Consider the following 24,361-nt stretch of genomic DNA (forward strand, 5'->3'; position numbering starts at 1 on the left):
GCTGGCACACTTGGCAACATCAGCGGAGAATTCGATGAACTGGCTGGACGAGATCAAGTGGAACGCCGATGGCCTGGTTCCTGCCATCGCGCAGGATTACCAGACCGGGCGTATCCTGATGATGGCCTGGATGAACCGTGAAGCACTGGCGCTGACCGCGCAGGAAAACCGCGCCATTTACTGGTCGCGTTCACGCGGCAAGCTGTGGCGCAAGGGCGAGGAGTCCGGTCATATTCAGAAGCTGCACGAACTGCGCCTGGACTGTGATGCCGATGTGGTCGTGCTGATGGTCGAACAGCTGGGCGGCATTGCCTGCCACACCGGGCGGCACAGCTGCTTCTATCGGGTATTCGAAAACGGCGAGTGGAAAACCGTCGAACCGGTCCTCAAGGACCCGCACGCCATCTATGCGGAGCGCAAGCATGAGTGACACATTCGCCCGTCTGGCCGAGGTACTGGAAGCGCGCAAGAGCGCCGCACCGGACAGCTCCTACGTGGCCAGCCTGTATCACAAGGGCCTGAACAAGATTCTGGAAAAGGTTGGCGAGGAATCGGTGGAAACCATCCTTGCCGCCAAGGATGCTGCCACCAGCGGCGACGCCCGCGAGCTGATCGGCGAGACTGCCGACCTGTGGTTTCACAGTCTGGTCATGCTGGCCGCTCTCGACCAGCACCCCCAAGCGGTACTGGACGAGCTGGACCGCCGCTTCGGCCTTTCCGGACACGCGGAAAAAGCCGCGCGCCCGCATAACTGATTTATTTTCGGAGATAGCATCATGGGTTTCGGTGGAATTAGCGTCTGGCAACTCCTGATTATCCTGCTGATCGTGATCATGCTGTTCGGCACCAAGCGCCTCAAGGGCCTGGGTTCTGACCTGGGCGATGCGATCAAGGGCTTCCGCAAATCCATGGGCACCGATGAAGAAAAGCCCAGCGTCGAGGAAAAGCAGAGCCACACCATCGACGCCGAGGCCCGTAAGGTCGAAGAACCGAACAAGAAGAACTGAGGCATGTTCGATATCGGCTTCATGGAGATGCTCCTGGTGGGGCTGGTGGCGCTGGTCGTCCTCGGCCCCGAGCGTCTGCCCGGCGCCGTGCGCACCGCCGGTTTGTGGATCGGTCGCCTCAAGCGCAGCTTCAGCAACATCAAGGCCGAGGTGGAGCGCGAGATCGGCGCCGATGAAATCCGCCGCCAGCTGCACAATGAGCGCATTCTCGACCTGGAAAAAGAAATGCAGGCGATGAAGCAGAACCTCACCGCTCCGGTAACCAGCATCACCCAGAACTCCAGCGAACCGACCAAACCGGCTCCGCCTGAGCCAACCGAACCAGCCCAGCCGACCGAGCCTGTGAAGGCTGTCGAACCGCCTCCCGCTCCTCGCCCGGACAGATCCCAAGAACCATGAGTCACGATACTGGCACCGATCAGGAAATGCCCCTGATCGCTCATCTGACCGAGCTGCGCAAGCGGCTGATGCGCTGCGTGATAGCGATCTTCCTGCTGTTTGCCGGTCTGTTCTACTTCTCGCAGCAGATCTACGCACTGGTGGCCGCGCCGTTGCGCTCGTACCTGCCGGAAGGGGCGACCATGATCGCCACGGGCGTCGCATCGCCGTTCCTGACGCCGTTCAAGCTGACCCTGATGGTCTCGCTGTTCCTGGCGATGCCGATCATCCTGCACCAGATCTGGGGCTTTATCGCGCCCGGCCTGTACAAGCATGAAAAGCGCATCGCCGTGCCGCTGCTGATTTCCAGCATCGTCCTGTTCTACGCCGGCATGGCCTTCGCCTATTTCGTGGTGTTTCCGATCATGTTCGGCTTCTTCGCCAGCGTAACGCCCGAAGGCGTGGCGATGATGACCGATATCGGCCAGTACCTGGATTTCGTGCTCACGCTGTTCTTCGCTTTCGGCGTGGCCTTCGAGATTCCCGTGGCGACCTTCCTGCTGATCTGGGTCGGCATCGTCGATGTCGCTACGCTGCGCAAGAGCCGCCCCTACGTCGTGGTCGGCTGCTTCGTGATCGGCATGGTGCTGACGCCGCCCGACATCTTCTCGCAAACCCTGCTCGCCGTACCCATGTGGCTACTGTTCGAGGCCGGGGTGATCTGCGGCAGCATGATCAGCAAGCGCGAGCCGGCCTTCCGCGGCGACGCCGAGGAAGACAAGCCCGAGCGCGACCAACCGCCCGTTTCCCGCCCGTGAACCTGCTGTTGCTGGAGCCGGCGGATTTTGTTGCTGCCGACCGTGTACTGCTGGATGGCCGCAGGCTGAAGCACCTGCAGGAGGTTCACCGCGCCGAGGCCGGTGAATCTCTGCGGGTTGGCCTGATCGGCGGCGATATGGGCGAAGGCCGACTGCTGCGGCTGGACGCCGGCTCAGCCGAACTTCAAGTGAGTTTCGATCAGCCACCTCCGGTCAAGCTGCCAATTACTCTGCTGCTGGCGCTGCCGCGACCGAAAATGCTGCGCCGCGTACTGCAGACGGTGGCCACCATGGGCGTTCCGCGACTGGTACTGCTCAACAGCTACCGGGTGGAGAAGAGCTTCTGGCAGACGCCCTTCCTGGAGCAGCCAGCCATTCGCGAGCAGCTGATACTCGGCCTTGAGCAGGCACGCGACACCGTGCTGCCCGAGGTCATCATCGAAAAACGCTTCAAGCCCTTCGTCGAGGATCGCCTGCCACTGCTCGCCGCCGGCAGCCTGGGACTGGTCGGCCACCCTGGTGACTTTCCGCCCTGCCCGCGCGGCCTGCCCCTCGACCAGCCGGTAACCCTGGCCATCGGCCCGGAAGGCGGCTGGATTCCCTATGAAGTGCAGAAGCTGGCCGAGGCCGGGTTGCAGCCGGTGCAGTTGGGCGAGCGCATCCTGCGAGTGGAGACCGCCGTCAGTGCGCTGCTGGCACGTCTGTTCTAAAAGGCTTTACGAGCGGCGCCGCAGTCATCTCGTCAGAATGCCAACCAGTATCGATGAATGTAATGCACGCAATGCATGCAATTGGGTCAGAGCCACTGAGTCCTAATAAGCAGAGCCTGCCATGCGCCCGATGACCATTGATCTGCACCGTCTCGAATATGCACTGGATGCCCGTGACGCCTGCACCCATTATCTGGATCTGGAGAGCGGGGATATCCGCGCCGTCTTCCCCGGGGAAGCACCGCCCAGCGCCAACGAGAAATACGACGTCCAGCCCGGCCGCTATCTGCACATCGAACCTCTCGACCTTCAGCAGTCGATCGCCATGCGCGAAGACTTTCTGCTCACCCAGCACAACCCCAGTGCATATGCCGTATTGAACACTGCGTTACGGGGCCGGAAGCCGCTGCGCACCTTCGATTTCAAGCTGGAAGAGTTTCCGGCGGTACGCCAGGCCTGGCTGGACTACCAGACCGCTCAGCTGCGGGAATATGCCATCAACTGGCTGCATGAGAATGGATTGGAGCCATCGGGGCGGTAGGTGATGAGTACGGCCTGCTCCCTCACCCTAGCCCTCTCCCAAGGGGAAAGGGGACTGCTGCAGCATTGGGAGCAAGCCAAGTGCAGGGCTCACCTTTCTCTATCAGGAAGGTTTTACCCGGCTAACTCCCTCTCCCTACGGGAGAGGGCCGGGGTGAGGGGACGGACCTAGGAGCAGCGCACGCTCAGTCCTCACCGCCCAGCCACAACCCTCAACTCTCCAGCAGAAAGGTCACCGGGCCATCGTTTTGCAGGAACACCTGCATATCGGCGCCAAAGCGACCGCAGGCAACCTGGGGATGCTGCTGGCGCGCCTGGGCCAGCAGGTATTCGTAAAGCTCCTCACCCATGGCCGGCGACGCCGCGCTGGAGAAGCTCGGGCGCAAGCCGCTGCGGGTATCGGCAACCAGAGTGAACTGGGAAACAAGCAGCAGGCCACCGCCGATATCGGCAAGGGAGCGATTCATCCGCCCCGCTTCGTCGGCGAATACCCGATAGCGCAGCAGCTTGTGCAACAGCTTGTCCGCACGCGCCCGGTCATCCTCACGCTCGACTCCAATCAAGGCCAGCAATCCCTGGTCGATGGCCCCGACGATCTCGCCGTCCACCTCGACCCGCGCCTGACGGACCCGCTGAATCAGTGCCCTCATCAGGCGTCCTCGGGAGACAGGTCGAGCAGCCGGTGCGCAATATCGTTGGCGGCACGCACCAGCGCATCGCAAATACCCGGTTCGGTCGCCGAATGGCCGGCTTCACGGATGATCTGCAGTTCGCTGCCGGGCCAGGCTTCGTGCAGCTGCCAGGCGTTTTCCAGCGGGCAGATGACGTCGTAGCGACCGTGCACGATGATCCCCGGCAGATGCGCGATCTTGTGAACGTCCCGCAGCAGCTGATTGGGTTCTAGAAAGCTCTGATTGACGAAGTAGTGACACTCGATCCGGGCCATGGCCAGGGCCCGGTGGATATCAGCGAAATGTTCCACCACATCATGGCTGGGGCGCAGCGTGGCAGTGCGTCCTTCCCAGCAGGACCAGGCCTTGGCCGCATACATCTGGGCAATCTGGTCGGTACCGGTCAGGCGCTTGTAGTACGCCTGCATCAGATCACCGCGCTCTTCCGGAGGGATCGGTGCGATGAAATCCTGCCAGTAATCCGGAAACAGACGGCTGGCGCCTTCCTGGTAGAACCAGGAGAGCTCCTGGGGCCGACAGAGAAAGATGCCGCGCAGGATCAGCGCATGGACATTTTCCGGATATGCCTGGGCATACGCCAGCGACAGCGTCGAACCCCATGAACCGCCGAACAGCACCCATTTGTCGATCCCGAGATATTCGCGGATGCGCTGCATGTCGGCGATCAGGTGTGCGGTGGTGTTGTTCTCCAGGCTGGCATGGGGCGTCGAGCGTCCGCAGCCGCGCTGGTCGAAGGTGATGATGCGGTACAGATTGGGATCGAAGAAGCGCCGACTCAGCGCATCACAGCCGCCACCTGGGCCACCGTGCACGAACAGCACTGGCAGACCTCCCGGCGAACCGCTTTCGTCGACATAAAGCACATGCGGCGCTTCGACCGCCAGCTCATGCCGCGCGTAGGGTTTGATCTCCGGGTGCAAGGTCTGCATGGCACACTCCAGGTTCTGTGCTGCGGGGTCCAGGCATCATAACGAGGTTCTCGGGGTTCGGCATAACCGTCTGGAAACCCGACATCATCACTGCAGCCGTCCGCTGCGATGCCCGCTACACAACAAAGGGAATAAAGCGCTTGCTGCGCAGCATATAGCGTCGGTAGTCCTCGCCGAAGTAGACCAGGCACTCTTGCTCATCGCGCAAGGCCGTCAGCCAGAGGCACAGCGAGGCGGTCAGTGCCAGCAGCAGGCCGAGCAGCCCGGGTTGCTTGAAGAAGATGCCCCAGGCCAGCAACAGCAGAGAGCAGTACATCGGGTGGCGGATGTAGCGGAAGATCCCCACAGTCACCAGCTGCGAAGTCTTTTCGAAGGCGAACAGCTCCTCCTCTTCCCGAGCCCGGTCAGTCTTGCCAACGCGCCGCAGCATATACAGCCCGGCGACCAGCACGGCGATGGAAGTCTGCAGTAGCACCCAGGACACCAGCTGAGTCGCGCTGTAGCGATCTTCGAACCAGACCGGCGCGTTGAGCGAGAGCAGCGCGAGAATCGCCACCCAGGCGAGAAAGCGCGGAAAGCCGTGGGAGCGGGGCTGGCGCAACGAAGCCCGGGACAGCCAGGCCAGCACCAGCGTACCCAGCAGGAAGAACACAGCCTGCAGCATCAATCATCTCCTTACGAGTCTGTCTACGCCCGGGTAGACGGCAACGCCGGGAAGCCATCTGCTACACTCCCGGCCCGCCAATATTCACGCAGTCGTCACGATGGATCGATCCCAACTGCTCAGCCTGCTGCCGCATCAGGGAACCGCGCTCTGGCTGGATTCCGTGCTCCAGCACGATGCCAGCAGCATCAGGGGCCTGAGCGCCTGGTCGTATCTGCAACAGTTCGGTTCCGATGCATCGCCCTGCCTGCTATTCGAGGCGGCGGCACAATTATGCGGCGCGCATGGTGCCCTATACGACAACGGAAAATCCATCGAGATGGCACTGGTAGGCAAGCTGAGCACGCTGCAACTGCATCACCAGCCGGCCGAGCGCAGCGGCCCCCTGCTGATCAGTGCGACTCAGGAAGCGCTCAGCCCGGCCGGAGCGCTTTACACGTTCAGCATCCATCATGAAGAACGCCTGCTGCTCGATGGCCGCCTGCTGCTGGTCCTTGTCCATGCTTGAACTGCGCAACCTGAGTTTCCGCTATCCCGGTGCCGAACGTGCGGCGCTCGAAGGCATCGACCTGCGCCTGGAAGCCGGTCAGTGCCTGGGCCTTCTGGGCAGCAATGGCGCCGGCAAGACCACGCTGCTGTCTCTGATTGCCGGCCTGCGCCAGCCGCAGCAGGGCGAAATCCACTGGCAGGACCAGCGCAGCATCGGCCTGATACCGCAACAATCGGCGTTCCACGCTGGGCTGAGCGTGGCGGAAAACCTGCAGCTGTTCGCCGACCTCTACCGATTGCGCGGCGCCGAGCGCAACAGCCGCCTTGAGCGCTGCATCGCAGCCACCTCGCTGCAGGCACTGCTCAAACAGCGCGCGGCGGGGCTTTCCGGCGGGCAGCAACGCCGCCTCAACTTTGCCATCGGCCTGCTTCAGCCCGCTTCGCTATATCTGTTCGACGAGGCCACCGTGGGCGTCGATGCACATTCGCGGCAGTTGCTGCTCGATGCCGTGAAGGCCCTTACGGCCGAAGGCTGTGCGGTGATCTATACCAGCCACTATCTGGAAGAGATCGAACGCCTGGCGCAGCGGATCATCCTGCTGGCCGATGGTCAGGTGCGCCTCGACCTGGACAAGCGCCAGCTGCTAGGTGACGACCACGGCCTGCTCCTGGAATGGCCTGCCGCGCCACCGCCCGGCTTTGCCGCGCTGATCACCGAACTGCGCCTGGAGGCACTGCCGACCGAGCGCGGTTATCGTATTGATCGCCTTGATGGCGCCCAGCTCGCGCAACTGTGTCAGTTCATTGGCCAGCAACAGCCGCTGCCCGATCTGCTGCGCTTTGGCCGTCCGTCTCTGGAACAGCTCTATCTGCATCTGAGCGGAGGTGCCCTGTGAGATTGCGCGCTCTGATCCGCAAGGAATGGCTGTTGCTGATACGCGATCCCCAGGCGCTGACGGTGCTGTTCGTGATGCCGGCGCTGTTCGTGCTGCTGATGGCCTTCGCCCTGGCCGAGGTCAACCAGGAGCGCCTGCCGGCACTGAATCTGGAACTGGAAATCCCCACGGCCAGCGAGCAGAGCGCCTTCTTCAGCGCGGCACTGCAGCAGCAACTGCCTGACAGTACGATCACCACCGCCAGCGACCAGGCCGTCCCACGGATTCATCTGGCGCCCGACTTTTCCGAGCAGCTGCTGGATACCGAATACACCAGCCTCGGCCTGATCTTCCCCGCCACCACCGATGCCCTGACGCGCCAGCGCCTGCGTAACGCCGCCCAGGTGGCACTGGCACAGACCCGGCTGATGACCTTTTTGCTGGACACCGGCGAGCTGGACGAGAAATCCTCCCTGGATGAGCGGATGACACTGGTCCGGGAGCGCACCCAGGTACGCATGGACGAGCAGGAGCGCCTGGCCAGCGGCGCGCTCGAACAGCGCGCCAACGCCAGCCAGCACAGCGTGCCGGCCTGGCTGATCTTCGGCATGTTCTTTGTCATGCTGCCCATGGCCAACAGCCTTCAGCGCGAGCAACAGAGCGGTACCCTGCTGCGGCTGCGCTGCCTGAGGCTCAACATGGGCACACTGGTGTTGAGCAAGTTGCTGCCGTACCTGGGCATCAACGTCATCCAGTTCGCCCTGCTGCTGGCTATCGGCGTCTGGCTGCTGCCGCTGCTGGGGCTGCCAGGTCTGCATCTGCCCGGCAGCCCGCTTGCCTATGTGCTGCTGGCCGTCTGTCTGTCGCTGGCTGCCTGCAGCCTGGGCCTGGCCATTGCCTGCCTGGCACGCAGCAGCGAGCAGGCGCTCACGCTCAGTGGCGGCCTCAACCTGATCCTCGCGGCGATCGGCGGCGTCATGGTGCCCAAGAGCGTGATGCCGGAGGCCATGGCCCGATTGGCCGAGATCTCACCCATGAGCTGGGGCTTGGATGCTTTTCTGGTTCTGCTGGTCGGCCAGGGCTCGCTGGCTGATATTGCGCCCTGGTGCGCCCGCCTGCTGTTGTTCGCAGCAGTGGTCGGCGCAGCGGCGCTGTTCCTGTTTCTCAAACGACTGAACGATACGCAATGGACGACACACAACTAAAACAGGCGCTCAAGCAGCTGCTGATCCGTGAATGCGACAAGCAGGACGACATCGACTGGCAGAGCATCGACGATGCCGAGCCGCTGTTCGGCCAACAGAGCCGCATCCAGATGGACAGCCTCGATGCACTGCAGGTGTCGCTGGCCCTGCAGCAGCATTACGGTGTACGTATCGAAGGCGCCAAGGATGGCCGGCGCATTCTCAACAGCATCGACAGCATCGCTGCATTTATCAGGCAGCACTCGTGAAGCCGGTCTATCTGCAACGCGCGCAGCTGTGCAGCACGCTGGGCGAAACCCTGCAGGATGCCGCCAGCGCCTGCCATCATGGCCGCCTGCCACAACCGGAATGGTTCGAACTGCATGAGCGCCATGAACAGCGCCCCTACCTGGGCGTCGCCGGTGCCCCGCTGGAGCTGCGCCAACGTCTGCATCAGCTGGTCGCCCGCTCCGAGGCGGGCACGCTGGACGACTGCCTGCTGATCCTGGCATCCACCACCCTGGATATCACCGCCATCGAAGCGCGGGTAAAGGCCGGCGAAGCACCCGGCAACCAGCTGGCCCCGGTGCTTGATGCTCTCGCCGAGGAGCTGCGCCAGGAGTGGGGATTTGCCGGCGCCTTCACCCTCAACACCGCCTGTACCAGTGCGGCCAATGCACTGCTTTACGGTGCACGACTGGTAGCACGCAACCACTACCGGCGGGCGCTGATACTGGCCTTCGAAACGCCCAGCGAAGTCACCCGCCAGGGCTTCGGCGTACTGGAGTTGACCAGCCCCAGCGCCGCCTATCGTCCCTTCCATGCCGAACGCGACGGGCTGATTCTCGGCGAGGCCTATGCCAGCGTCATGCTCAGTGGCGAACCCGGCCCCGATCCGCTGGCACGCCTGCTGGGGGGCTTCAGCGCCTGTGACACCAGCAGCCTGACCAATACCGCCGAAGACGGTAGCCATATCGACTGGGTAATGCGCCGCGCGCTGCACAGCGCCAAGAGCCGGGCGGCCAAAATTGGTCTGGTCAAGCTACACGGTACCGCCACCAGCGCCAACGATGAGGCCGAAAGCAACGGCATGCGCCGCACCTTCGGCCAGGCCATGCCGCCGATGTGCGCACTCAAGCCTTATCTGGGCCACACCCTGGGCGCATGCGGCCTTAGCGAAACCCTGTTGCTGCTGGAAACCCTGCGCCAGGGCGCGCTGCCCGGCTGCGACTATGCCGCGCAAGCGCTGCTGCCACTGTCCGCCGCGCCGCTGGCAGTACCCGCCGAGAGCCTGCTGCTGGCCAACTATTTCGGTTTCGGCGGCAACAATGCCAGCCTGGTACTGCAAGGAGTCGCATCATGAAAGTGATCGCCGCCTGTGAAGTGCGTGGTCGCAATCGTAGCGATAGCCAGCTCAAGGCCGCGCTGAGCGAGCATCTGGACAATCCGCCCCGACGCACCGACCGCCTGACCCTGCTGGCGCTGCTCGCCGCCGCGCCGCTCAAGGCGCATATGCAGGCAGACAGCGGGCTCTACCTCGCCGCCACCTGGCCGGCGCGACAGAACATGTTCGCCCTGCTGGAAAGCGTCTGCGCCCAGCAAAAGCTGCCCAAGCCCTTCGAGTTCGTGAACAGCGTGAGCAACGCCGCGGGCTTCCATGTGGCTCAGCAGCTGGGCTTGCAGGGGCCGAACCTGTTTATCGGTGCCGGTCCGCAAGTCTGGGGCCATCTGCTCGACCTGGCTGGCAACGACCTTGAACGCGCGCAGATACGCCAGGGCCTGGTGATGCTGGTCGAGGAAGACCTGCAGGACGGTTTCAGCATCCAGGCCCTGGTGCTGGAGCCAGGCGGCGACTCGCTGCGCGGGCGGGACTTCGCCTCACTGAGTGCCACCGCCGAGGTGCTGCGACTGGAGCTGGACGCGGAGTAATCCCCCCGCCACCTGAAGCAAAAAGCTTCGCGGCGAGGGCGCCGCCTCCACGCGAGAGTGCGCGCCGGGCCATTTTTTGTGGAAGTCGCTCTCGCGACGAATGCAGACGTAGGGTGGATGTCGCTTTTTACATCCACCACCCCTGTACGGCGTTGGGGGCTGAATAGGCCCAGCTTAAGCAGAAAGCTTCGCGGCGAGGGCGCCGCTTCCAAGAGAGATTGCGCGCCGGGCCATTTTTTGTGGGAGTCGCCCTCGCGGCGAATGCAGACGTAGGGTGGATGTCGCTTTTTACATCCACCGCCCCTGTGCTCGGTGGATGGCCACCCCGTGGATCGATGAAGCGTGATCCACCCTACGCCGCCCTCAAGAACAAAGAACCCCGCACAAGGCGGGGTTCCGGATCACGCATGGAAGTGAATCAGAAAGCCGGAACCACTGCACCCTGATACTTCTCAGTGATGAACTGGCGAACCTCTTCGCTGTGCAGCGCGGCAGCCAGTTTCTGCATGGCCTCGCTGTCCTTGTTGTCCGGGCGGGCAACGAGGATGTTCACGTAGGGCGAATCGCTGCCTTCGATCACCAGCGCGTCTTCGGTCGGGTTGAGCTTGGCTTCCAGCGCGTAGTTGGTGTTGATCAGCGCCAGGTCGACCTGGGTCAGTACGCGCGGCAGGGTGGCCGCTTCCAGCTCACGTACCTTGATGCCTTTGGGATTGTCGGCAATGTCCTTAAGCGTGGCGGTGATGCCGGCGCCTTCCTTGAGGCTGATCACGCCGGCCTTGTCCAGCAGCAGCAGGGCGCGACCACCGTTGGTGGCATCGTTGGGGATTACCACGTTGGCGCCCTTGGGCAGCTCGTCCAGCGACTTGAGCTTGCTAGAGTAGGCACCAAAAGGCTCGACGTGCACGCCGGCAACGCTGACCAGCTCGGTGCCCTTGCCCTTGTTGAACTCATCCAGGTACGGCTGGTGCTGGAAGAAGTTGGCGTCCAGACGCTTTTCGGCAACCTGGATATTGGGCTGCACGTAGTCGGTAAAGACTTTCACGTTCAGCGTAACGCCCTGCTCGGCCAGCTTGGGTTTGACGAACTCCAGCAGCTCGGCATGGGGCACGGCGGTGGCCGCTACGTTGAGCTCGGCAGCCTGGGCGGAAAAGGCCGCGACGGTGGCCAGGGCGGCAATCAGTTTTTTCATCGTACGGTTCCTTCGAAGGTATATCGGGTGCGAAGTTCGCTCGCCCTAGCAGGCCGTCAAAAACTAGCTGCGTTGGCAATACTGCGTTAAAAACAGGCTCGGAAAGCCGCTTGCGGCTAACGCGCTTTAGCGCGGCCCGAAGGGCGAACGAAGTGAGTACTGCTCATTTAGACTACTAAACTCCGCGTCCTCGCCTGTTTTTGCCTTGTCTTGCCTGCCTCGCCTACGTTTTTCTACAGCCTGCTGGCTGATTGTTTATTTACGCGAAAAATGCGTAACTAACCGGTCGCCGATGCTTTGCAATACCTGCACCAGCACCAGCAGCAGGACCACGGTAACTACCATTACATCGGTCTGGAAGCGCTGGTAGCCAAAGCGGATCGCCAGGTCACCAAGGCCGCCTGCGCCAACCACACCGGCCATCGCCGTGTAGGAGACCAGGGTAATGGCAGTGACGGTGATTGCAGCGATAATGCCCGGTCGCGCTTCCGGCAGCAATGCGTTGAAGATGATCTGCCGGGTCGTCGCCCCCATGGCCTGGGTCGCCTCGATGATGCCGCGGTCCACCTCGCGCAGGGCGGTTTCCACCAGCCGAGCAAAGAACGGTGCGGCACCCACCACCAGCGGCGGAATGGCACCGGCCACGCCCAGCGAGGTGCCGGTCAATAGCACCGTGAACGGGATCATCACGATCAGCAGGATGATGAACGGCAGCGAACGCAGCACATTCACCACGAATGACAGCGCCGCATACAGCGGGGCGTTTTCAAATAGCTGGCGCGGTCCGCTGAGGAATAGCAGCACGCCCAGCGGCAGGCCCAGCAGGATGGTGAATAGCAGCGAGCCGCCGAGCATCAGCAGGGTGTCCAGGGTCGCCAGCCAGATTTCGTACCAGTCGACATTGCCTAACAAAGAGCTAAAAAGGGCATCCATCAGCGCAGGACCTCCACATGTACGTCGGCCTCATCGAAGCGCGTCAGTGCCGCCTCGACATCGCCGCCCACCAGCGCCAGGGTCAGCTGGCCGTAGGGAGTGTCCTTGATGCGATCGATACGCCCGGAGAGGATCGAGAAATCCACCCCCGTCTCGCGCGCGACGCTGCCCAGCAACGGCTGGTAGGTGGAATCGCCCTGAAACGTCAGGCGCAGAATGCGTCCGGGTACGTGGGCAAAGTCGTCGCGCTGCTCGCTTTCATCCACTGCCTCGTCTTCGAGAACGAAGCGTTGAGTGGTGGGGTGCTGCGGATGCAGGAAGACGTCCGTCACCGCGCCCTGTTCGACAATCACGCCGCCATCCATCACCGCCACGCGATCACAAACCCGGCGGATCACGTCCATCTCATGGGTGATCAGCACGATGGTCAGATTCAGCTCGCGGTTGATCTCCGCCAGCAGCTGCAGCACCTGAGCGGTGGTCTGCGGATCCAGGGCGCTGGTAGCTTCGTCGCACAGCAGGATGTCCGGTTCGGTGGCCAGCGCCCGGGCAATACCGACCCGCTGCTTTTGCCCGCCGGACAGCTGCGCCGGGTATTTGCGGGCGTGGTCCTCAAGGCCAACGCGCTGGAGTAACGCGGCGACACGGCGCTCGATCTCGCTTTTCGAGTAACTGCCAGCCAGGCGCAGCGGCATGGCGACGTTGTCGGCAACCGTTTTGGACATCAGCAGGTTGAAGTGCTGGAAGATCATTCCCACGCGCTGGCGGAAGCGCCGCAGTCCGTCTGCGTCCAGGGCGGTGACGTCCTCGCCGTTGACCAGGATGCGCCCGCCGGAGGGTTCCTCCAGGCGGTTGATCAGGCGCAGCAGGGTGCTCTTGCCAGCGCCGGAGTGACCGATCAGGCCGAACACCTCACCCGACTCGATACGCAAGTCGGTCGGCTGCAGCGCCATCACGTCACGGCGGGCAACACGATAGGTTTTTTGAACATTGTGAAATTCGATCACGGGCGGGCCTGTAGATCCGGACATCTGCGGCCATCTGGCCGGCAAAAGATCGGCATTCTAACCCATTTGGCCTTCGTCCTCAGCTGCCATCGGGCTGCCAGGCCAGGTTATCGACTTTACCAATCGTCGCCATAGCCAATCTAAATTGGCGAGACGGCGACCTTGTCAGCGGCGTGCGGGTCAGTTGTGCAGATCCTCGTGGAATCGCTGCGTCAAGCGATCTACGGAAACTCCACCCGCATGAGATCACCGCCATGACCGATACCCGCCCGCCGCGCAATACGATCGCCGGCACCGACACCGTTGATCGCGCCAACAGCAATGCCAAGCTCGATCAGCTCGAAGCCTTCCGCTCCGATGCCACCGACCAGGCGCTGCGCACCAACCAGGGCGTGAAGATCGCCGACAACCAGAACACCCTCAAGGCCGGCGGCCGGGGCCCCTCGCTGCTGGAAGATTTCATCATGCGCGAGAAGCTCACCCACTTCGATCATGAGCGCATCCCCGAGCGCATCGTGCATGCGCGCGGCTCGGCCGCCCACGGCGTGTTCGTCAGCTATGGCGACCACAGCTGGCTGACCAAGGCGTCGTTTCTCGCCGCCGCGGGCAAAGAAACGCCGGTTTTCGTGCGATTCTCCACCGTTCAGGGTTCGCGCGGCTCGGCCGACACCGTGCGCGACGTGCGCGGCTTCGCCACCAAGTTCTATACCGATGAGGGCAACTTCGACCTGGTCGGCAACAATATGCCGGTGTTCTTCATCCAGGACGCGATCAAGTTTCCCGACTTCGTGCATGCAGTGAAACCCGAGCCGCACAACGAGATCCCCCAGGCGCAGTCGGCCCACGACACCTTCTGGGACTTCGTCTCGCTGACGCCGGAATCGGCGCACATGGTGCTCTGGACCATGTCCGACCGCGCCCTGCCGCGCAGCTACCGGGCCATGGAGGGCTTCGGCGTGCACACCTTCCGCATGATCAACGCCGAGGGCGTCAGCCGCTTCGTCAAGTTCCACTGGAAGCCGGTGGCCGGGGCCTTCTCGCTGGTGTGGGACGAGACGCTGAAGATCGCCGGCAAGGACCCTGACTTCAACCGGCGCGACATGTGGGAGTCCATCGAAATGGGCGACTATTTCGAATGGGAGCTGGGCGTGCAGGTGGTCGAAGAGGCCGACGAGCACAAGTTCGACTTCGACCTGCTGGACCCGACCAAGATCATCCCCGAAGAGCTGGTGCCGGTACAGAAGCTCGGCAAGATGACCCTCAACCGCAACCCGGACAACTTCTTCGCCGAGACCGAGCAGGCGGCCTTTCATATCGGCCATATCGTGCCGGGCATCGACTTCACCAACGATCCCTTGCTGCAGGGCCGGCTGTTCTCCTACACCGACACCCAGCTGCTGCGCCTGGGCGGCCCGAACTTCCACGAAATCCCGATCAACCGCCCGGTCTGCCCGTTCCACAACAACCAGCGCGATGCCTTCCACCGCCAGACCATCCACAAGGGGCGCGCCAACTACGAGCCCAACTCCATCGATGGGGGCTGGCCGAAGGAAACGCCGCCGGCTGCGCAGGGCGGCGGGTTCGAGAGCTACCCCGAGCGAGTGGAAGGCCACAAGATCCGCAACCGCAGCGAGTCCTTCGGCGACCACTTCTCCCAGGCCACGCTGTTCTGGAACAGCATGAGCGAGCCGGAGAAGGAGCACATCATCGGCGCCTATACCTTCGAGCTGGGCAAGGTCGAGCGGGTCTACATCCGCGAGCGCCAGGTCAATGAAATCCTCGCCAATATCGATCTGGAACTGGCCCGTCGCGTGGCCGAGAACCTCGGCTTGCCGGCCCCGAGCGCACCGACGGTCACGCCGAAGACGCCGACGCCGCAGAGCTCGCCGGCGCTGAGTCTGATGAACCACGTGCCGGGCAATATCAAGTCGCGCAAGGTGGCGATCCTGGTTGCCGATGGCGTGGACAGCGCCGCCATCGACGCCTTCAGGGCTCGTCTGGCCAAGGAGTGTGCGTTTGCCAAGCTGATCGGCCCTTCGCCGGCGCCGGTGAAGACTGCCGACGGGCAACTGCTGGTCACCGATGCGGCCATGGACGGCATGCCGTCAGTGATGTTCGATGCGGTCTTCGTGCCGGGCGGCGCCGATGCGGTGGCCGCCATGGCTCAGTCCGGCGAGGCCAAGCATTACCTGCTGGAAGCCTACAAGCACCTCAAGCCGGTAGTGGTAGTCGGCGAGGCGCGGTCATTGCTGACATCGCTGAACCTGGTAACGGATGCTGGGCTGATTGAGGGCGTTGGGGTGGACGCGGTGTTCGATGCCTTCGTCCAGGCGCTCGGCCAGCATCGCGTTTGGGCACGAGAGGCAGCTGCCAAGGCGGTGCCGGCGTAGACGCCTGTCCGGCAACCTGCGACCCGCTTTCGCCGCCAGGGCGCGCCCACCGCTCCGCTGCACACCGCAGACCTGTGGTGGGAGGCCCGCCCCCGAGCCGAAGCGTGATCGTAGGGTGGATGGCCGAAGCCATCCACGCGTCGGCAGCGTCAGCCCCACTGAAGGCTTTTGCGCACGCAGCGCGTGGAAAATCCGCTTCGCGAGTTTTCCACCCTACATCCTTCTCGCCCTTGCGACTCTCGCCAGCCTGGTGGGAGGCCCGCCCCCGGGCCAAAGCGTAATCGTAGGGTGGATGGCCGAAGCCATCCACGCGTCGGCAGCGTCAGCCCCACTGAAGGCTTTTGCGCACGCAGCGCGTGGAAAATCTGCTTCGCGAGTTTTCCACCCTACGTCCATCGCACGCTCGCGACTTTCACTAGCCTGGTGGGAGGCCCGAAATCGCTTCAGCGGTCGCTCAGCTCGCGCCAGTGCAGAAACAGCCGCAGGTCGAACTCGATCTGCCCGTAACCCGGCAGCATATGCTCGCAGAGCTTGTAGAAGGCGCGGTTGTGCTCGCTTTCCCTCAGGTGCGCCAGCTCGTGCACCACGATCATCTTGAGAAACTCCGGCGCGGCCTCGCGGAACAGTGCCGCCACGCGAATCTCCTTCTTCGCCTTGAGCTTGCCGCCCTGCACCCGCGACACCGCTGTATGCAGGCCAAGCGCGCGATGGGTCAGGTCCAGACGGTTGTCGTAGAGCACCTTATCGATGGGCGGTGCGCTTTTCAGATAGTCCTGCTTGAGCCCCTGCACATAGCCGTACAGCGCCTTGTCGCTCTGTACCTCGTGGCGGCCGGGATAGCGCCGCGCAAGGTAGTCACCCAGGCGATCCTCGGCAATCAGCTGACGCACTTGCTGTAGCAGCGACTCGGGATAGCCGCGCAGGTACTTGAGGTCGGTCATGGCCTCAAGCCCGCTTCGGCCAGGCAAAACTGAGCAGGAACAGCGTGGCGGCGCTGACCACGATGGACGGCCCTGCCGGGGTGTCCTCGTACCAGGACAGCGCCAGCCCCAGGCACACTGCGACAAGGCCCAACAGGCTCGCCCCCAACGCCATCTGCTCCGGCGTGCGTGCGTGGCGCTGCGCCGCAGCGGCGGGAATGATCAGCAGGGAGGTGATCAGCAACACGCCGACGATCTTCATCGCCACCGCGATCACCACGGCAATCAGCAGCATCAGCGCCAAGCGGATCCCCGCCACCGGCAGGCCTTCGACGCGGGCCAATTCCTCATGCACGGTGATCGCCAGCAGCGGCCGCCACAGCGGAATCAACATCAGCAGCACCAGAGCGCTACCGCCGATGATCCAGGCCAGATCGGTGGGGCCTACAGCCAGCAGATCGCCGAACAGGTAGCCCATCAGATCGATGCGCACATCCGACATGAAGCTCAGCGAAACCAGGCCTAAAGACAGCGTGCTATGGGCGAGTATGCCCAGCAGAGTGTCGGAAGCCAGCGGCTGACGCTGTTGCAGAGTCACCAGCAGCAGCGCCAGCAGCACACAGCCGACCGTCACTGCCAGGGTCAGGTTGATATCGAGCATCAGCCCCAGGGCGACGCCGAATAGTGCGGCGTGGGACAGGGTGTCGCCGAAATAGGCCATACGCCGCCAGACGACGAAGCTGCCGAGCGGGCCGGCCACCAGTGCCAGGGCGAGGCCGGCGAGCAGGGCATTGAGTAGAAAATCGGGCATTTAGTGCTTGCAACCAGGGCCGTGAACATGGACCGGGCCATGGATGGTCAGGCCCGCCTTGACCACGCCGCCATCCAGATCGTGGGCGTGGTCGTGATGGTGGTGGTAGATGGCCAGGCTTTTGGCATCCTGGCCGAACAGCTCGACGAAGGCCGGGTCGCTGCTGACCTGCTCGGGGTGCCCGGAACAGCAGACGTGGCGATTGAGGCAGACCACCTGGTCGGTGGCGCTCATCACCAGATGCAGATCATGGGAAACCATCAGCACGCCGCAGCCATGACGCTCGCGCAGTACGCCGATCAACCGGTACAGCTCGGCCTGGCCGGCAACGTCAACGCCCTGCACCGGCTCGTCCAGCACCAGCAACTGCGGCTTGCGCAGCAGCGCGCGGGCCAACAGCACACGCTGCATCTCGCCGCCGGAAATCCGCTGCAGCGGGCTATCGATGACATGCGCCGCGCCCACTTCGGCCAGTGCAGCTTGTGCCCGCTCGCGATCCACGCCAGGTACCAGACGCAGGAAACGCAGCACCGACAGCGGCAGGGTGGCATCGACGTGGAGCTTCTGCGGCATATAGCCGACGCGCAGCTTGGGCTGGCGCCAGACCTTGCCGCGATCAGGCTTGAGCAGGCCCAGCACCACCCGCACCAGAGTCGTCTTGCCGGCGCCGTTGGGGCCGATCAGGGTGACGATCTCACCACGGTTGACCTGCAGGTGCGCGCCTTCCAGGACGTCCTGGCTGGCGAAGCGCACGTGGATGTCCTCCAGTCTCAGCAGCGCCTCACTCATGCTGCACGCCGGCAGGGTGCGCAGAGGCCGACCACTTCCACGGTCTGGCCTTCGACGCTGAAATCCACGGTACGCGCTGCGCTGACGATGGCTTCGGCAATCGCCGGCTGCTCCAGCTCGATGGCCGTCTGGCAGCCACGGCAGATCAGGAACTGCCCCTGGTGCGGATGCTCGGGCCGGTTGCAGCCGATAAAGGCATTGAGCGACGCGATGCGATGCACCAGGCCGTTTTCCAGAAGGAAATCCAGCGCCCGGTAGACCGTTGGCGGCGCGGCACGGCGGCCATCCTGCTCACTGAGCACGGCGAGAATGTCGTAGGCGCCCAGCGGCTTATGGCTCTGCCAGACCAACTCCAGCACACGCTTGCGCAGGGCGGTCAGGCGCACACCCTGGCGCGCGCAGAGCGTATCGGCTTCGGCCAGCGCATGGCTGACGCAATGATCGTGGTCATGTGGCCTGCAGGCCAGCGGAGTCTTGGGCATGGGCAGCGACGTCATGATGAAGAGACGTTATTATGTACCATTTCCACCCGCCGAGTGCTGCCCGTGATCCGTCTTTTGTCCATCCCGCTGATTATTGCCCTGCTGATCGGCACCACATCTGCCCAGGCCGAGATCAAGGTACTGACCAGCATCAAACCGCTGCAACTGATTGCCGCGGCCGTGCAGGACGGTGTCGGCGAGGCCGATGTTCTGCTGCCGGCCAGCGCTTCGGCACACCACTACGCATTGCGCCCCTCCGACGTACGGCGCCTGCAGGAGGCGACGCTGTTTTACTGGGTCGGCCCCGATCTGGAGAATTTCCTTCCACGCGCGCTGAATGGGCGCCAGGGCCCGAGCGTGGCCGTGCAGGAATTGCCAGGGCTGACGCTGCGACATTTCGGCGAGGCTCATGCCCACGATCACGAACATGAGCATGAGCATGAGCATGAGCATGACGATCATGATCACGACCATCGACCCGGCAGCCTTGATGCCCATCTCTGGCTGCTGCCGGCCAATGCGCGGGTGATCGCCGAACGCATGGCCGCCGACTTCGCTGCCGCCGACCCGACCAACGCCGAACGCTATCAAGCCAACGGCAGGGCTTTCTCCGAGCGTATCGAGGCGTTGGACCAGCGCCTCCGCCAGCGTCTTGCCAATGTGCAGAACAAACCCTTCTTCGTCTTCCACCAGGCCTACGACTACTTCGAGGCTGCCTACGGCCTCAGCCATAGCGGTGTTTTCACTGCCGGCAGCGAAGTGCAGCCGGGGGCGCGTCACGTTGCCGCCATGCGCGAGCGCCTGCAGCAAGCCGGCCCCAGCTGCGTATTCAGCGAACCGCCGATGCGTCCGCGCCTTGCAGAAACCCTGACCAGTGGCTTGCCGGCGACGATGGCCGAGCTGGATGTGCTCGGGGTTGAGCAAAAGGTAGACGCTCAAGGCTACGAACGGCTGATCGAAGAGTTGGGATCGACTCTGGCAAGCTGTCTGGAGTCGCTCTGACGGGCGGTTGGAGAAGTCGACTTGGCAGGATTGTCACCTGTCATCAGCGATTCGGAATGCATCATTTTCATGTGCGCAAGTAAGCTGGATCGATAACTGTCAGGTGCCATTCTCGCCTGCATAGCATAAGCTTCGCGCTTTAAATTTTCCCCATACGAACGAGGATGCGCAGCGCATGGCGAAGACAGGCGGGCCGGCCACGGCAGAGGAAACAACCACTTCCAGCATTCCACTGCAGGTGGCTTCCGAGGATATCTGGGCGCAGAAATACCGCCTGACCAGCAAGGATGGCGCCGCAGTCGACGCCGACGTGGACGCCACCTGGCAGCGTGTCGCCCGGGCCCTGGCCGAAGTCGAGTCGCCTGATACACGTGAACTCTGGTACCAGCAATTTCTCTGGGCGCTGCGTAACGGCGCGATCCCCGCCGGGCGAATCATTTCCAACGCCGGCGCGCAGGACTACAAACCCGCCACCTCGACCATCAACTGCACTGTCTCTGGCACCATCAACGACTCGATGGACGAGATCCTCGGCAAGGTCCACGAGGCCGGACTGACACTCAAGGCCGGCTGTGGCATCGGCTACGAATTCAGCACCCTACGCCCGCGCGGCTCTTTCGTTTCGGGTGCCGGCGCGCATACCAGCGGCCCGCTGTCGTTCATGGATATCTTCGACAAGATGTGCTTCACCGTCAGCTCGGCCGGCGGTCGCCGCGGTGCGCAGATGGGCACTTTCGACGTCGGCCATCCAGATGTCCGCGAGTTCATCCGTGCCAAGCGTGAAGACGGGCGCCTGCGCCAGTTCAACCTCAGCCTGCTGATCACCGACGAGTTCATGCAGACGGTGGAGAACGATGGCGAGTGGCCGCTGATCTTCCCCTTGCACCTCAAGGAAAAGGCCGAGGTGAGCCTGGACGATCCCGAGCAGGTGGTCTGGCGCGAGTGGCCAACCCACGAGGGCTATATCGTTCGCGAAGACGGCCTGGTGGCCTGCAAGATCTACGGCAGGGTCAAGGCGCGGCATCTGTGGGACATGATCATGGTCTCCACCTACGATTACGCCGAGCCGGGCTTTATCCTCATCGACCGCGTCAACCAGTTGAACAACAACTGGTGGTGCGAGGCGATCCGCGCCACCAACCCCTGCGGCGAGCAGCCACTGCCGCCCTACGGCTCCTGCCTGCTGGGCTCGATTAACCTGACCCGCTTCGTTATCGACCCCTTCGGCGAGAACGCGCGCTTCGACTGGGACAAATACCGCGAAGTGGTGCGCCTGTTCACCCGCATGCTGGACAACGTGGTGGAGATCAACGGCCTGCCGCTGGAAAGGCAGCGTCACGAGATCGAACACAAGCGCCGGCACGGCATGGGCTTCCTCGGCCTGGGCTCGGCCCTGACCCTGCTCAAGCTGCGCTACGGCAGCCCGGAAGCCTGCGTGTTCACCGAAGAAGTCGCCCGTGAAATGGCTCTGGTCGGCTGGCAGGTGGCGCTCGAACTGTCCCGCGAAAAAGGCCCTGCGCCGCTGCTCGCCGAAACCTTCGAAGTCACCGCCGAAATGCTGCGCAAGCGCCCGGAGATGAAGAAGGACGGCTACAAGGTCGGCGACCAGGTGCCGGGCCGCGTGCTACACGCCAAGTATTCGCGCTACATGCAGAAGATCGCCGAATACGCTCCCGAGCTGATCGAAGCCCTGGCCGAGGAAGGTGCGCGCTTTACCCACCACAGCTCCATCGCGCCCACCGGCACCATCAGCCTGAGCCTGGCCAACAACGCTTCCAACGGCATCGAGCCGAGCTTTGCTCACCACTACTCGCGCAACCTGATCCGCGCCGGGCGCAAGGCCAAGGAAAAGATCGAAGTCTACAGCTACGAGCTGCTGGCCTACCGCACCCTGGTCAACGAGCGCGCCAAGCCGGGCTCCACCGAGCCGGGCGAGAAGCTGCCGGATTACTTCATCACGGCGGACGACATCACCCCGACGCAACACGTGGATATCCAGGCCGCGGCGCAGAAATGGGTCGACTCGTCGATCTCCAAAACCGCCAACGTGCCCACCGACTATCCCTTCGAGGCGTTCAAGGACATCTACCGCTACGCCTGGCGCCAGGGACTCAAGGGCTGCACCACCTTCCGCTTCAACCCGGCCGCCTTCCAGGGTGTGCTGGTCAAGGAAGCGGATCTGGAGAAGACCCTCTACCGCTTCACTCTCGAAGACGGCAGCGTGGTCGAGCTCAAGGGCAACCAGGAAGTGGAATACGACGGCGAAGTGAACACCGCCGCCAACCTCTTCGACGCCCTCAAAGAAGGCTATTACGGCAAATACTGAGCCGGCCCACCTGACCGCAAGCCGGGCGGCCCGCCGCCCGGATGGAGAACACCCAATGACAGTAAAGATCACTCAGCGCATCAAGGGCTTCAAGGTCGTCGATGAGACCCTCGAGCGCCCCCTTGCGACCGTCGAGCAGCAAGCCACTGGCAAGCCCACCACCGTAGTGGAGATGGACGAGAGCCTGCAGCGTCCCGAATCCCTGATCGGCATGACCTACAAGATCAAGTCGCCGCTGTTCGAGCACGCGCTCTACGTCACCGTCAACGACATCGTCCTCAACGCCGGCACGCCCCACGAGCAGCGCCGCCCCTTCGAGATCTTCATCAACTCGAAGAACATGGACCATTTCCAGTGGATCGTGGCGCTGACCCGCATCATGTCCGCCGTGTTCCGCAAGGGCGGCGACTGCACCTTCCTGGTGGAAGAGCTGAAGGCGGTATTCGACCCACGCGGCGGCTACCTGAAGAAGGGCGGCGTCTACATGCCGTCCATCGTCGCCGAGATCGGCGGCGTGCTGGAGCGTCACTTGATCGCCATCGGCATGATGGAAGGACATGAGCTGGACGAGCACCAGCTCAAGTATCTGGCCGAAAAGCGTGCCGCCTACGAAGCCAGCCAGGGCGCCGTGGCGGTGGAGCCGGGCGACGGCTTCCCGGCGGGTGCGCAGCTGTGCAACAAGTGCAACACCCAGGCCGTGGTGCAGATGGACGGCTGTGCCACCTGCCTGAACTGCGGCAACTCCAAGTGCGGCTAAACGCCTGCCGGTAGATTCAACCACTCGCGGCTGACGCTGCTCCTGCCGGACTCATGAATCGGCAGGGGCAGGTCAGCCGCGATGCGTTTCTGCCCTAGCTGGCCTGCTCAGCTCACCACGCGGTAGCAGGGCTCATAGGGTCTTCCGCCCGGCAGTTTCATCCGGTGCTGGGCGACGAAGGCCTGCAGCAGTGCATCCAGCGGCTTCATGATCTCCGGCGCGCCGTGGATTTCGTAGCGGCCGAACTGCTCGATACGACGAATTCCCTTGTCCTTGACGTTACCGGCGACAATCCCCGAGAACGCCCGACGCAGGTTGGCCGCCAGCTCATGGGGTGGTACATCGCGGGTCAGCTGCAGGCTTGCCATGTTTTCGTGGGTGGGATCGAAGGGGTGCTGGAAGCCTTCCTCGATCTTCAGCAGCCAGTTGAAATGAAAGGCATCGTTGCGCTCGCAGCGGAAATCCTTCACTTCTTTCAAGCCCTTGACCATCTCCCGCGCCACTGCAGCCGGGTCGTCGATGATGATCCGATAGCGCTGTTGGGCCGTCTCGCCCAGGGTGGCGCCGACAAATTCATGCAGTTGTTGCAGGTAGGGCGCCGAATCGCTCGGCCCGGTAAGTATCACCGGCAGCGGGATATCGGCATTGTCCGGATGCAGCAGGATACCCAGCAGATAGAGGAACTCCTCCGCCGTGCCGACTCCGCCAGGGAAGATAATGATGCCGTGGCCAACCCGCACGAAGGCTTCCAGACGCTTCTCGATATCCGGCAGGATCACCAGCTCGTTGACAATGGGGTTCGGCGCTTCGGCGGCGATGATGCCCGGCTCGGTCAGGCCCAGGTAACGCCCGCCCACCAGACGCTGCTTGGCGTGGGCGATGGTGGCGCCCTTCATCGGCCCCTTCATTACCCCCGGGCCGCAACCGGTGCAGATATTCAGATTACGCAGGCCCAGCTCGTGGCCTACGCGCTTGCTGTACTGATATTCCTCGGAATTGATCGAGTGCCCGCCCCAGCACACCACCATGTTCGGCTCGGCGCCGGCGTGCAGGATGCGAGCGTTGCGCAGCAGGTGGAACACGTAGTCGGTGATGCCCTCGGAGCTGCTCAGGTCGATGCGGGTGCTGCTCAGCTCGTTCTCGGTGTAGACGATGTCGCGCAGGGCACTGAAGAGCATCTCCCGAGTGCTGGAAATCATGTGGCCGTCGACGAAGGCATCGGCGGGCGCATTGATCAGTTCCAGGCGTACGCCCCTATCCTGCTGGTGGATGCGTACTTCGAAGTCTTCATAGGCTTCGAGGATGGTCTTGGCGTTGTCGATCTGCGTGCCGGTATTGAGAATCGCCAGGGCACACTGGCGGAACAGGGCGTAGGTGCTGCCGGAGCCGGCCTCGCTCAGTTGCTGGACTTCCCGTTGCGACAGCGTTTCCAGGCTGCCTTTGGGATGTACCGAGGCATTGATTACATAGCGTGAAGTCATTGGTCATTCCATGAGAAAACGATGCCGCCAGGCCGCGTGGCATGCGGCAACTGCTGATG

General features: G+C 63.1%; 28 protein-coding genes. 17 read left to right on the forward strand and 11 right to left on the reverse strand.

The features are described from left to right. Nucleotides 1-10: 10 nt before the first annotated feature. The 7 genes from hisI to BN1079_RS12065 all read left to right on the forward strand — a co-directional run bounded on the left by hisI (nucleotide 11) and on the right by BN1079_RS12065 (nucleotide 3,454). A complete protein-coding gene (hisI, locus tag BN1079_RS12035) occupies nucleotides 11-430 on the forward strand; it encodes a phosphoribosyl-AMP cyclohydrolase (protein ID WP_265332968.1) in 420 nt (139 codons plus the stop codon). After that, nucleotides 423-755, forward strand: a complete 333-nt coding sequence (locus BN1079_RS12040) for a phosphoribosyl-ATP diphosphatase (protein ID WP_037024674.1) — start codon at nucleotides 423-425, stop codon at nucleotides 753-755. The genes hisI and BN1079_RS12040 overlap by 8 nt, the downstream gene beginning before the upstream one ends. 21 nt (nucleotides 756-776) lie before the next feature. Then, nucleotides 777-1,007, forward strand: a complete 231-nt coding sequence (gene tatA, locus BN1079_RS12045; RefSeq protein WP_037024676.1) for a twin-arginine translocase TatA/TatE family subunit — start codon at nucleotides 777-779, stop codon at nucleotides 1,005-1,007. Between the two features lie 3 nt (nucleotides 1,008-1,010). After that, entirely contained in the window at nucleotides 1,011-1,406 is a 396-nt protein-coding gene (tatB, locus tag BN1079_RS12050) for a Sec-independent protein translocase protein TatB (protein ID WP_037024677.1), read from the forward strand. Beyond that, entirely contained in the window at nucleotides 1,403-2,203 is an 801-nt protein-coding gene (gene tatC / locus BN1079_RS12055; RefSeq protein WP_037024679.1) for a twin-arginine translocase subunit TatC, read from the forward strand. The genes tatB and tatC overlap by 4 nt, the downstream gene beginning before the upstream one ends. After that, a complete protein-coding gene (locus BN1079_RS12060; protein ID WP_037024681.1) occupies nucleotides 2,200-2,913 on the forward strand; it encodes a 16S rRNA (uracil(1498)-N(3))-methyltransferase in 714 nt (237 codons plus the stop codon). The genes tatC and BN1079_RS12060 overlap by 4 nt, the downstream gene beginning before the upstream one ends. A 121-nt stretch (nucleotides 2,914-3,034) precedes the next feature. After that, a complete protein-coding gene (locus BN1079_RS12065; protein ID WP_037024682.1) occupies nucleotides 3,035-3,454 on the forward strand; it encodes a UPF0158 family protein in 420 nt (139 codons plus the stop codon). Nucleotides 3,455-3,665: 211 nt separating this feature from the next. Here BN1079_RS12065 and dtd read toward each other — a convergent pair whose 3' ends face one another. The 3 genes from dtd to BN1079_RS12080 form a co-directional block, all read right to left on the reverse strand. After that, the gene (dtd, locus tag BN1079_RS12070) at nucleotides 3,666-4,103 is read right to left on the reverse strand and encodes a D-aminoacyl-tRNA deacylase (RefSeq protein ID WP_037024685.1); all 438 of its coding nucleotides are present in this window, start codon (nucleotides 4,101-4,103) and stop codon (nucleotides 3,666-3,668) included. Next, nucleotides 4,103-5,074, reverse strand: coding sequence for a prolyl aminopeptidase (gene pip, locus BN1079_RS12075; protein WP_037024686.1), 972 nt, complete (start codon nucleotides 5,072-5,074; stop codon nucleotides 4,103-4,105). Before pip ends, dtd begins: the two co-directional genes overlap by 1 nt. A gap of 115 nt (nucleotides 5,075-5,189) precedes the next feature. Next, nucleotides 5,190-5,738, reverse strand: a complete 549-nt coding sequence (locus tag BN1079_RS12080; protein ID WP_037024688.1) for a methyltransferase family protein — start codon at nucleotides 5,736-5,738, stop codon at nucleotides 5,190-5,192. 100 nt (nucleotides 5,739-5,838) lie between these two features. Between BN1079_RS12080 and BN1079_RS12085 the strand changes: the two genes are divergently transcribed. Genes BN1079_RS12085 through BN1079_RS12110 form a run of 6 tightly spaced genes read left to right on the forward strand, consistent with a single transcriptional unit; the run spans nucleotide 5,839 to nucleotide 10,215 of the window. Beyond that, entirely contained in the window at nucleotides 5,839-6,246 is a 408-nt protein-coding gene (locus BN1079_RS12085) for a hotdog family protein (RefSeq protein WP_037024689.1), read from the forward strand. Further along, the gene (locus BN1079_RS12090) at nucleotides 6,239-7,123 is read left to right on the forward strand and encodes an ABC transporter ATP-binding protein (RefSeq protein ID WP_037026890.1); all 885 of its coding nucleotides are present in this window, start codon (nucleotides 6,239-6,241) and stop codon (nucleotides 7,121-7,123) included. The genes BN1079_RS12085 and BN1079_RS12090 overlap by 8 nt, the downstream gene beginning before the upstream one ends. Further along, nucleotides 7,120-8,307 (forward strand): ABC transporter permease, encoded by a 1,188-nt coding sequence (locus BN1079_RS12095; RefSeq protein ID WP_037024690.1) that lies wholly within the window; start codon nucleotides 7,120-7,122, stop codon nucleotides 8,305-8,307. Before BN1079_RS12090 ends, BN1079_RS12095 begins: the two co-directional genes overlap by 4 nt. Next, the gene (locus BN1079_RS12100) at nucleotides 8,289-8,555 is read left to right on the forward strand and encodes an acyl carrier protein (RefSeq protein WP_037024691.1); all 267 of its coding nucleotides are present in this window, start codon (nucleotides 8,289-8,291) and stop codon (nucleotides 8,553-8,555) included. Before BN1079_RS12095 ends, BN1079_RS12100 begins: the two co-directional genes overlap by 19 nt. Next, on the forward strand, nucleotides 8,552-9,649 hold the full coding sequence (locus tag BN1079_RS12105) for a beta-ketoacyl synthase N-terminal-like domain-containing protein (protein WP_037024692.1): 1,098 nt from the start codon (nucleotides 8,552-8,554) through the stop codon (nucleotides 9,647-9,649). Before BN1079_RS12100 ends, BN1079_RS12105 begins: the two co-directional genes overlap by 4 nt. After that, on the forward strand, nucleotides 9,646-10,215 hold the full coding sequence (locus BN1079_RS12110) for a hypothetical protein (protein WP_037024694.1): 570 nt from the start codon (nucleotides 9,646-9,648) through the stop codon (nucleotides 10,213-10,215). The genes BN1079_RS12105 and BN1079_RS12110 overlap by 4 nt, the downstream gene beginning before the upstream one ends. A gap of 418 nt (nucleotides 10,216-10,633) precedes the next feature. Here BN1079_RS12110 and BN1079_RS12115 read toward each other — a convergent pair whose 3' ends face one another. The 3 genes from BN1079_RS12115 to BN1079_RS12125 form a co-directional block, all read right to left on the reverse strand. Next, nucleotides 10,634-11,404: a MetQ/NlpA family ABC transporter substrate-binding protein gene (locus BN1079_RS12115; protein WP_037024695.1), complete on the reverse strand. Its 771-nt coding sequence runs from the start codon at nucleotides 11,402-11,404 to the stop codon at nucleotides 10,634-10,636. A 255-nt stretch (nucleotides 11,405-11,659) separates the two neighbouring features. Beyond that, entirely contained in the window at nucleotides 11,660-12,337 is a 678-nt protein-coding gene (locus BN1079_RS12120; RefSeq protein ID WP_037024697.1) for a methionine ABC transporter permease, read from the reverse strand. Beyond that, entirely contained in the window at nucleotides 12,337-13,344 is a 1,008-nt protein-coding gene (locus tag BN1079_RS12125; protein ID WP_037024698.1) for a methionine ABC transporter ATP-binding protein, read from the reverse strand. The genes BN1079_RS12120 and BN1079_RS12125 overlap by 1 nt, the downstream gene beginning before the upstream one ends. Before the next feature lie 254 nt (nucleotides 13,345-13,598). On the opposite strand from BN1079_RS12125, the gene katE reads away from it, so the two are divergent. After that, nucleotides 13,599-15,734, forward strand: coding sequence for a catalase HPII (gene katE / locus BN1079_RS12130; protein ID WP_037024699.1), 2,136 nt, complete (start codon nucleotides 13,599-13,601; stop codon nucleotides 15,732-15,734). A gap of 443 nt (nucleotides 15,735-16,177) precedes the next feature. Here the strand turns inward: katE and BN1079_RS12135 are convergent, their stop codons facing one another. Genes BN1079_RS12135 through zur form a run of 4 tightly spaced genes read right to left on the reverse strand, consistent with a single transcriptional unit; the run spans nucleotide 16,178 to nucleotide 18,736 of the window. After that, complete coding sequence (locus tag BN1079_RS12135; RefSeq protein ID WP_037024702.1) at nucleotides 16,178-16,675, reverse strand: YgjP-like metallopeptidase domain-containing protein; 498 nt, start codon at nucleotides 16,673-16,675, stop codon at nucleotides 16,178-16,180. A 4-nt stretch (nucleotides 16,676-16,679) separates the two neighbouring features. Next, entirely contained in the window at nucleotides 16,680-17,465 is a 786-nt protein-coding gene (gene znuB / locus BN1079_RS12140) for a zinc ABC transporter permease subunit ZnuB (protein ID WP_037024703.1), read from the reverse strand. Beyond that, nucleotides 17,466-18,254 (reverse strand): zinc ABC transporter ATP-binding protein ZnuC, encoded by a 789-nt coding sequence (gene znuC / locus BN1079_RS12145; RefSeq protein ID WP_037024704.1) that lies wholly within the window; start codon nucleotides 18,252-18,254, stop codon nucleotides 17,466-17,468. Beyond that, entirely contained in the window at nucleotides 18,251-18,736 is a 486-nt protein-coding gene (gene zur / locus BN1079_RS12150) for a zinc uptake transcriptional repressor Zur (RefSeq protein WP_037026893.1), read from the reverse strand. The genes znuC and zur overlap by 4 nt, the downstream gene beginning before the upstream one ends. Nucleotides 18,737-18,799: 63 nt before the next feature. Here zur and znuA point away from each other — a divergent pair, with 63 nt between their 5' ends. From znuA to BN1079_RS12165, 3 genes are all read left to right on the forward strand, one after another. Then, on the forward strand, nucleotides 18,800-19,738 hold the full coding sequence (gene znuA / locus BN1079_RS12155) for a zinc ABC transporter substrate-binding protein ZnuA (RefSeq protein ID WP_037026897.1): 939 nt from the start codon (nucleotides 18,800-18,802) through the stop codon (nucleotides 19,736-19,738). Nucleotides 19,739-19,913: 175 nt separating this feature from the next. Then, nucleotides 19,914-22,064: an adenosylcobalamin-dependent ribonucleoside-diphosphate reductase gene (locus BN1079_RS12160; RefSeq protein ID WP_037024706.1), complete on the forward strand. Its 2,151-nt coding sequence runs from the start codon at nucleotides 19,914-19,916 to the stop codon at nucleotides 22,062-22,064. A gap of 55 nt (nucleotides 22,065-22,119) precedes the next feature. Continuing rightward, complete coding sequence (locus tag BN1079_RS12165; RefSeq protein ID WP_037024707.1) at nucleotides 22,120-22,821, forward strand: TSCPD domain-containing protein; 702 nt, start codon at nucleotides 22,120-22,122, stop codon at nucleotides 22,819-22,821. Nucleotides 22,822-22,928: 107 nt separating this feature from the next. On the opposite strand, the gene ppnN is transcribed toward BN1079_RS12165, so the two are convergent. Next, nucleotides 22,929-24,302: a nucleotide 5'-monophosphate nucleosidase PpnN gene (gene ppnN, locus BN1079_RS12170; RefSeq protein ID WP_037024708.1), complete on the reverse strand. Its 1,374-nt coding sequence runs from the start codon at nucleotides 24,300-24,302 to the stop codon at nucleotides 22,929-22,931. Nucleotides 24,303-24,361: the final 59 nt, after the last annotated feature.

It is taken from the genome of Pseudomonas saudiphocaensis (genome assembly GCF_000756775.1).
GTDB lineage: Bacteria > Pseudomonadota > Gammaproteobacteria > Pseudomonadales > Pseudomonadaceae > Stutzerimonas > Stutzerimonas saudiphocaensis.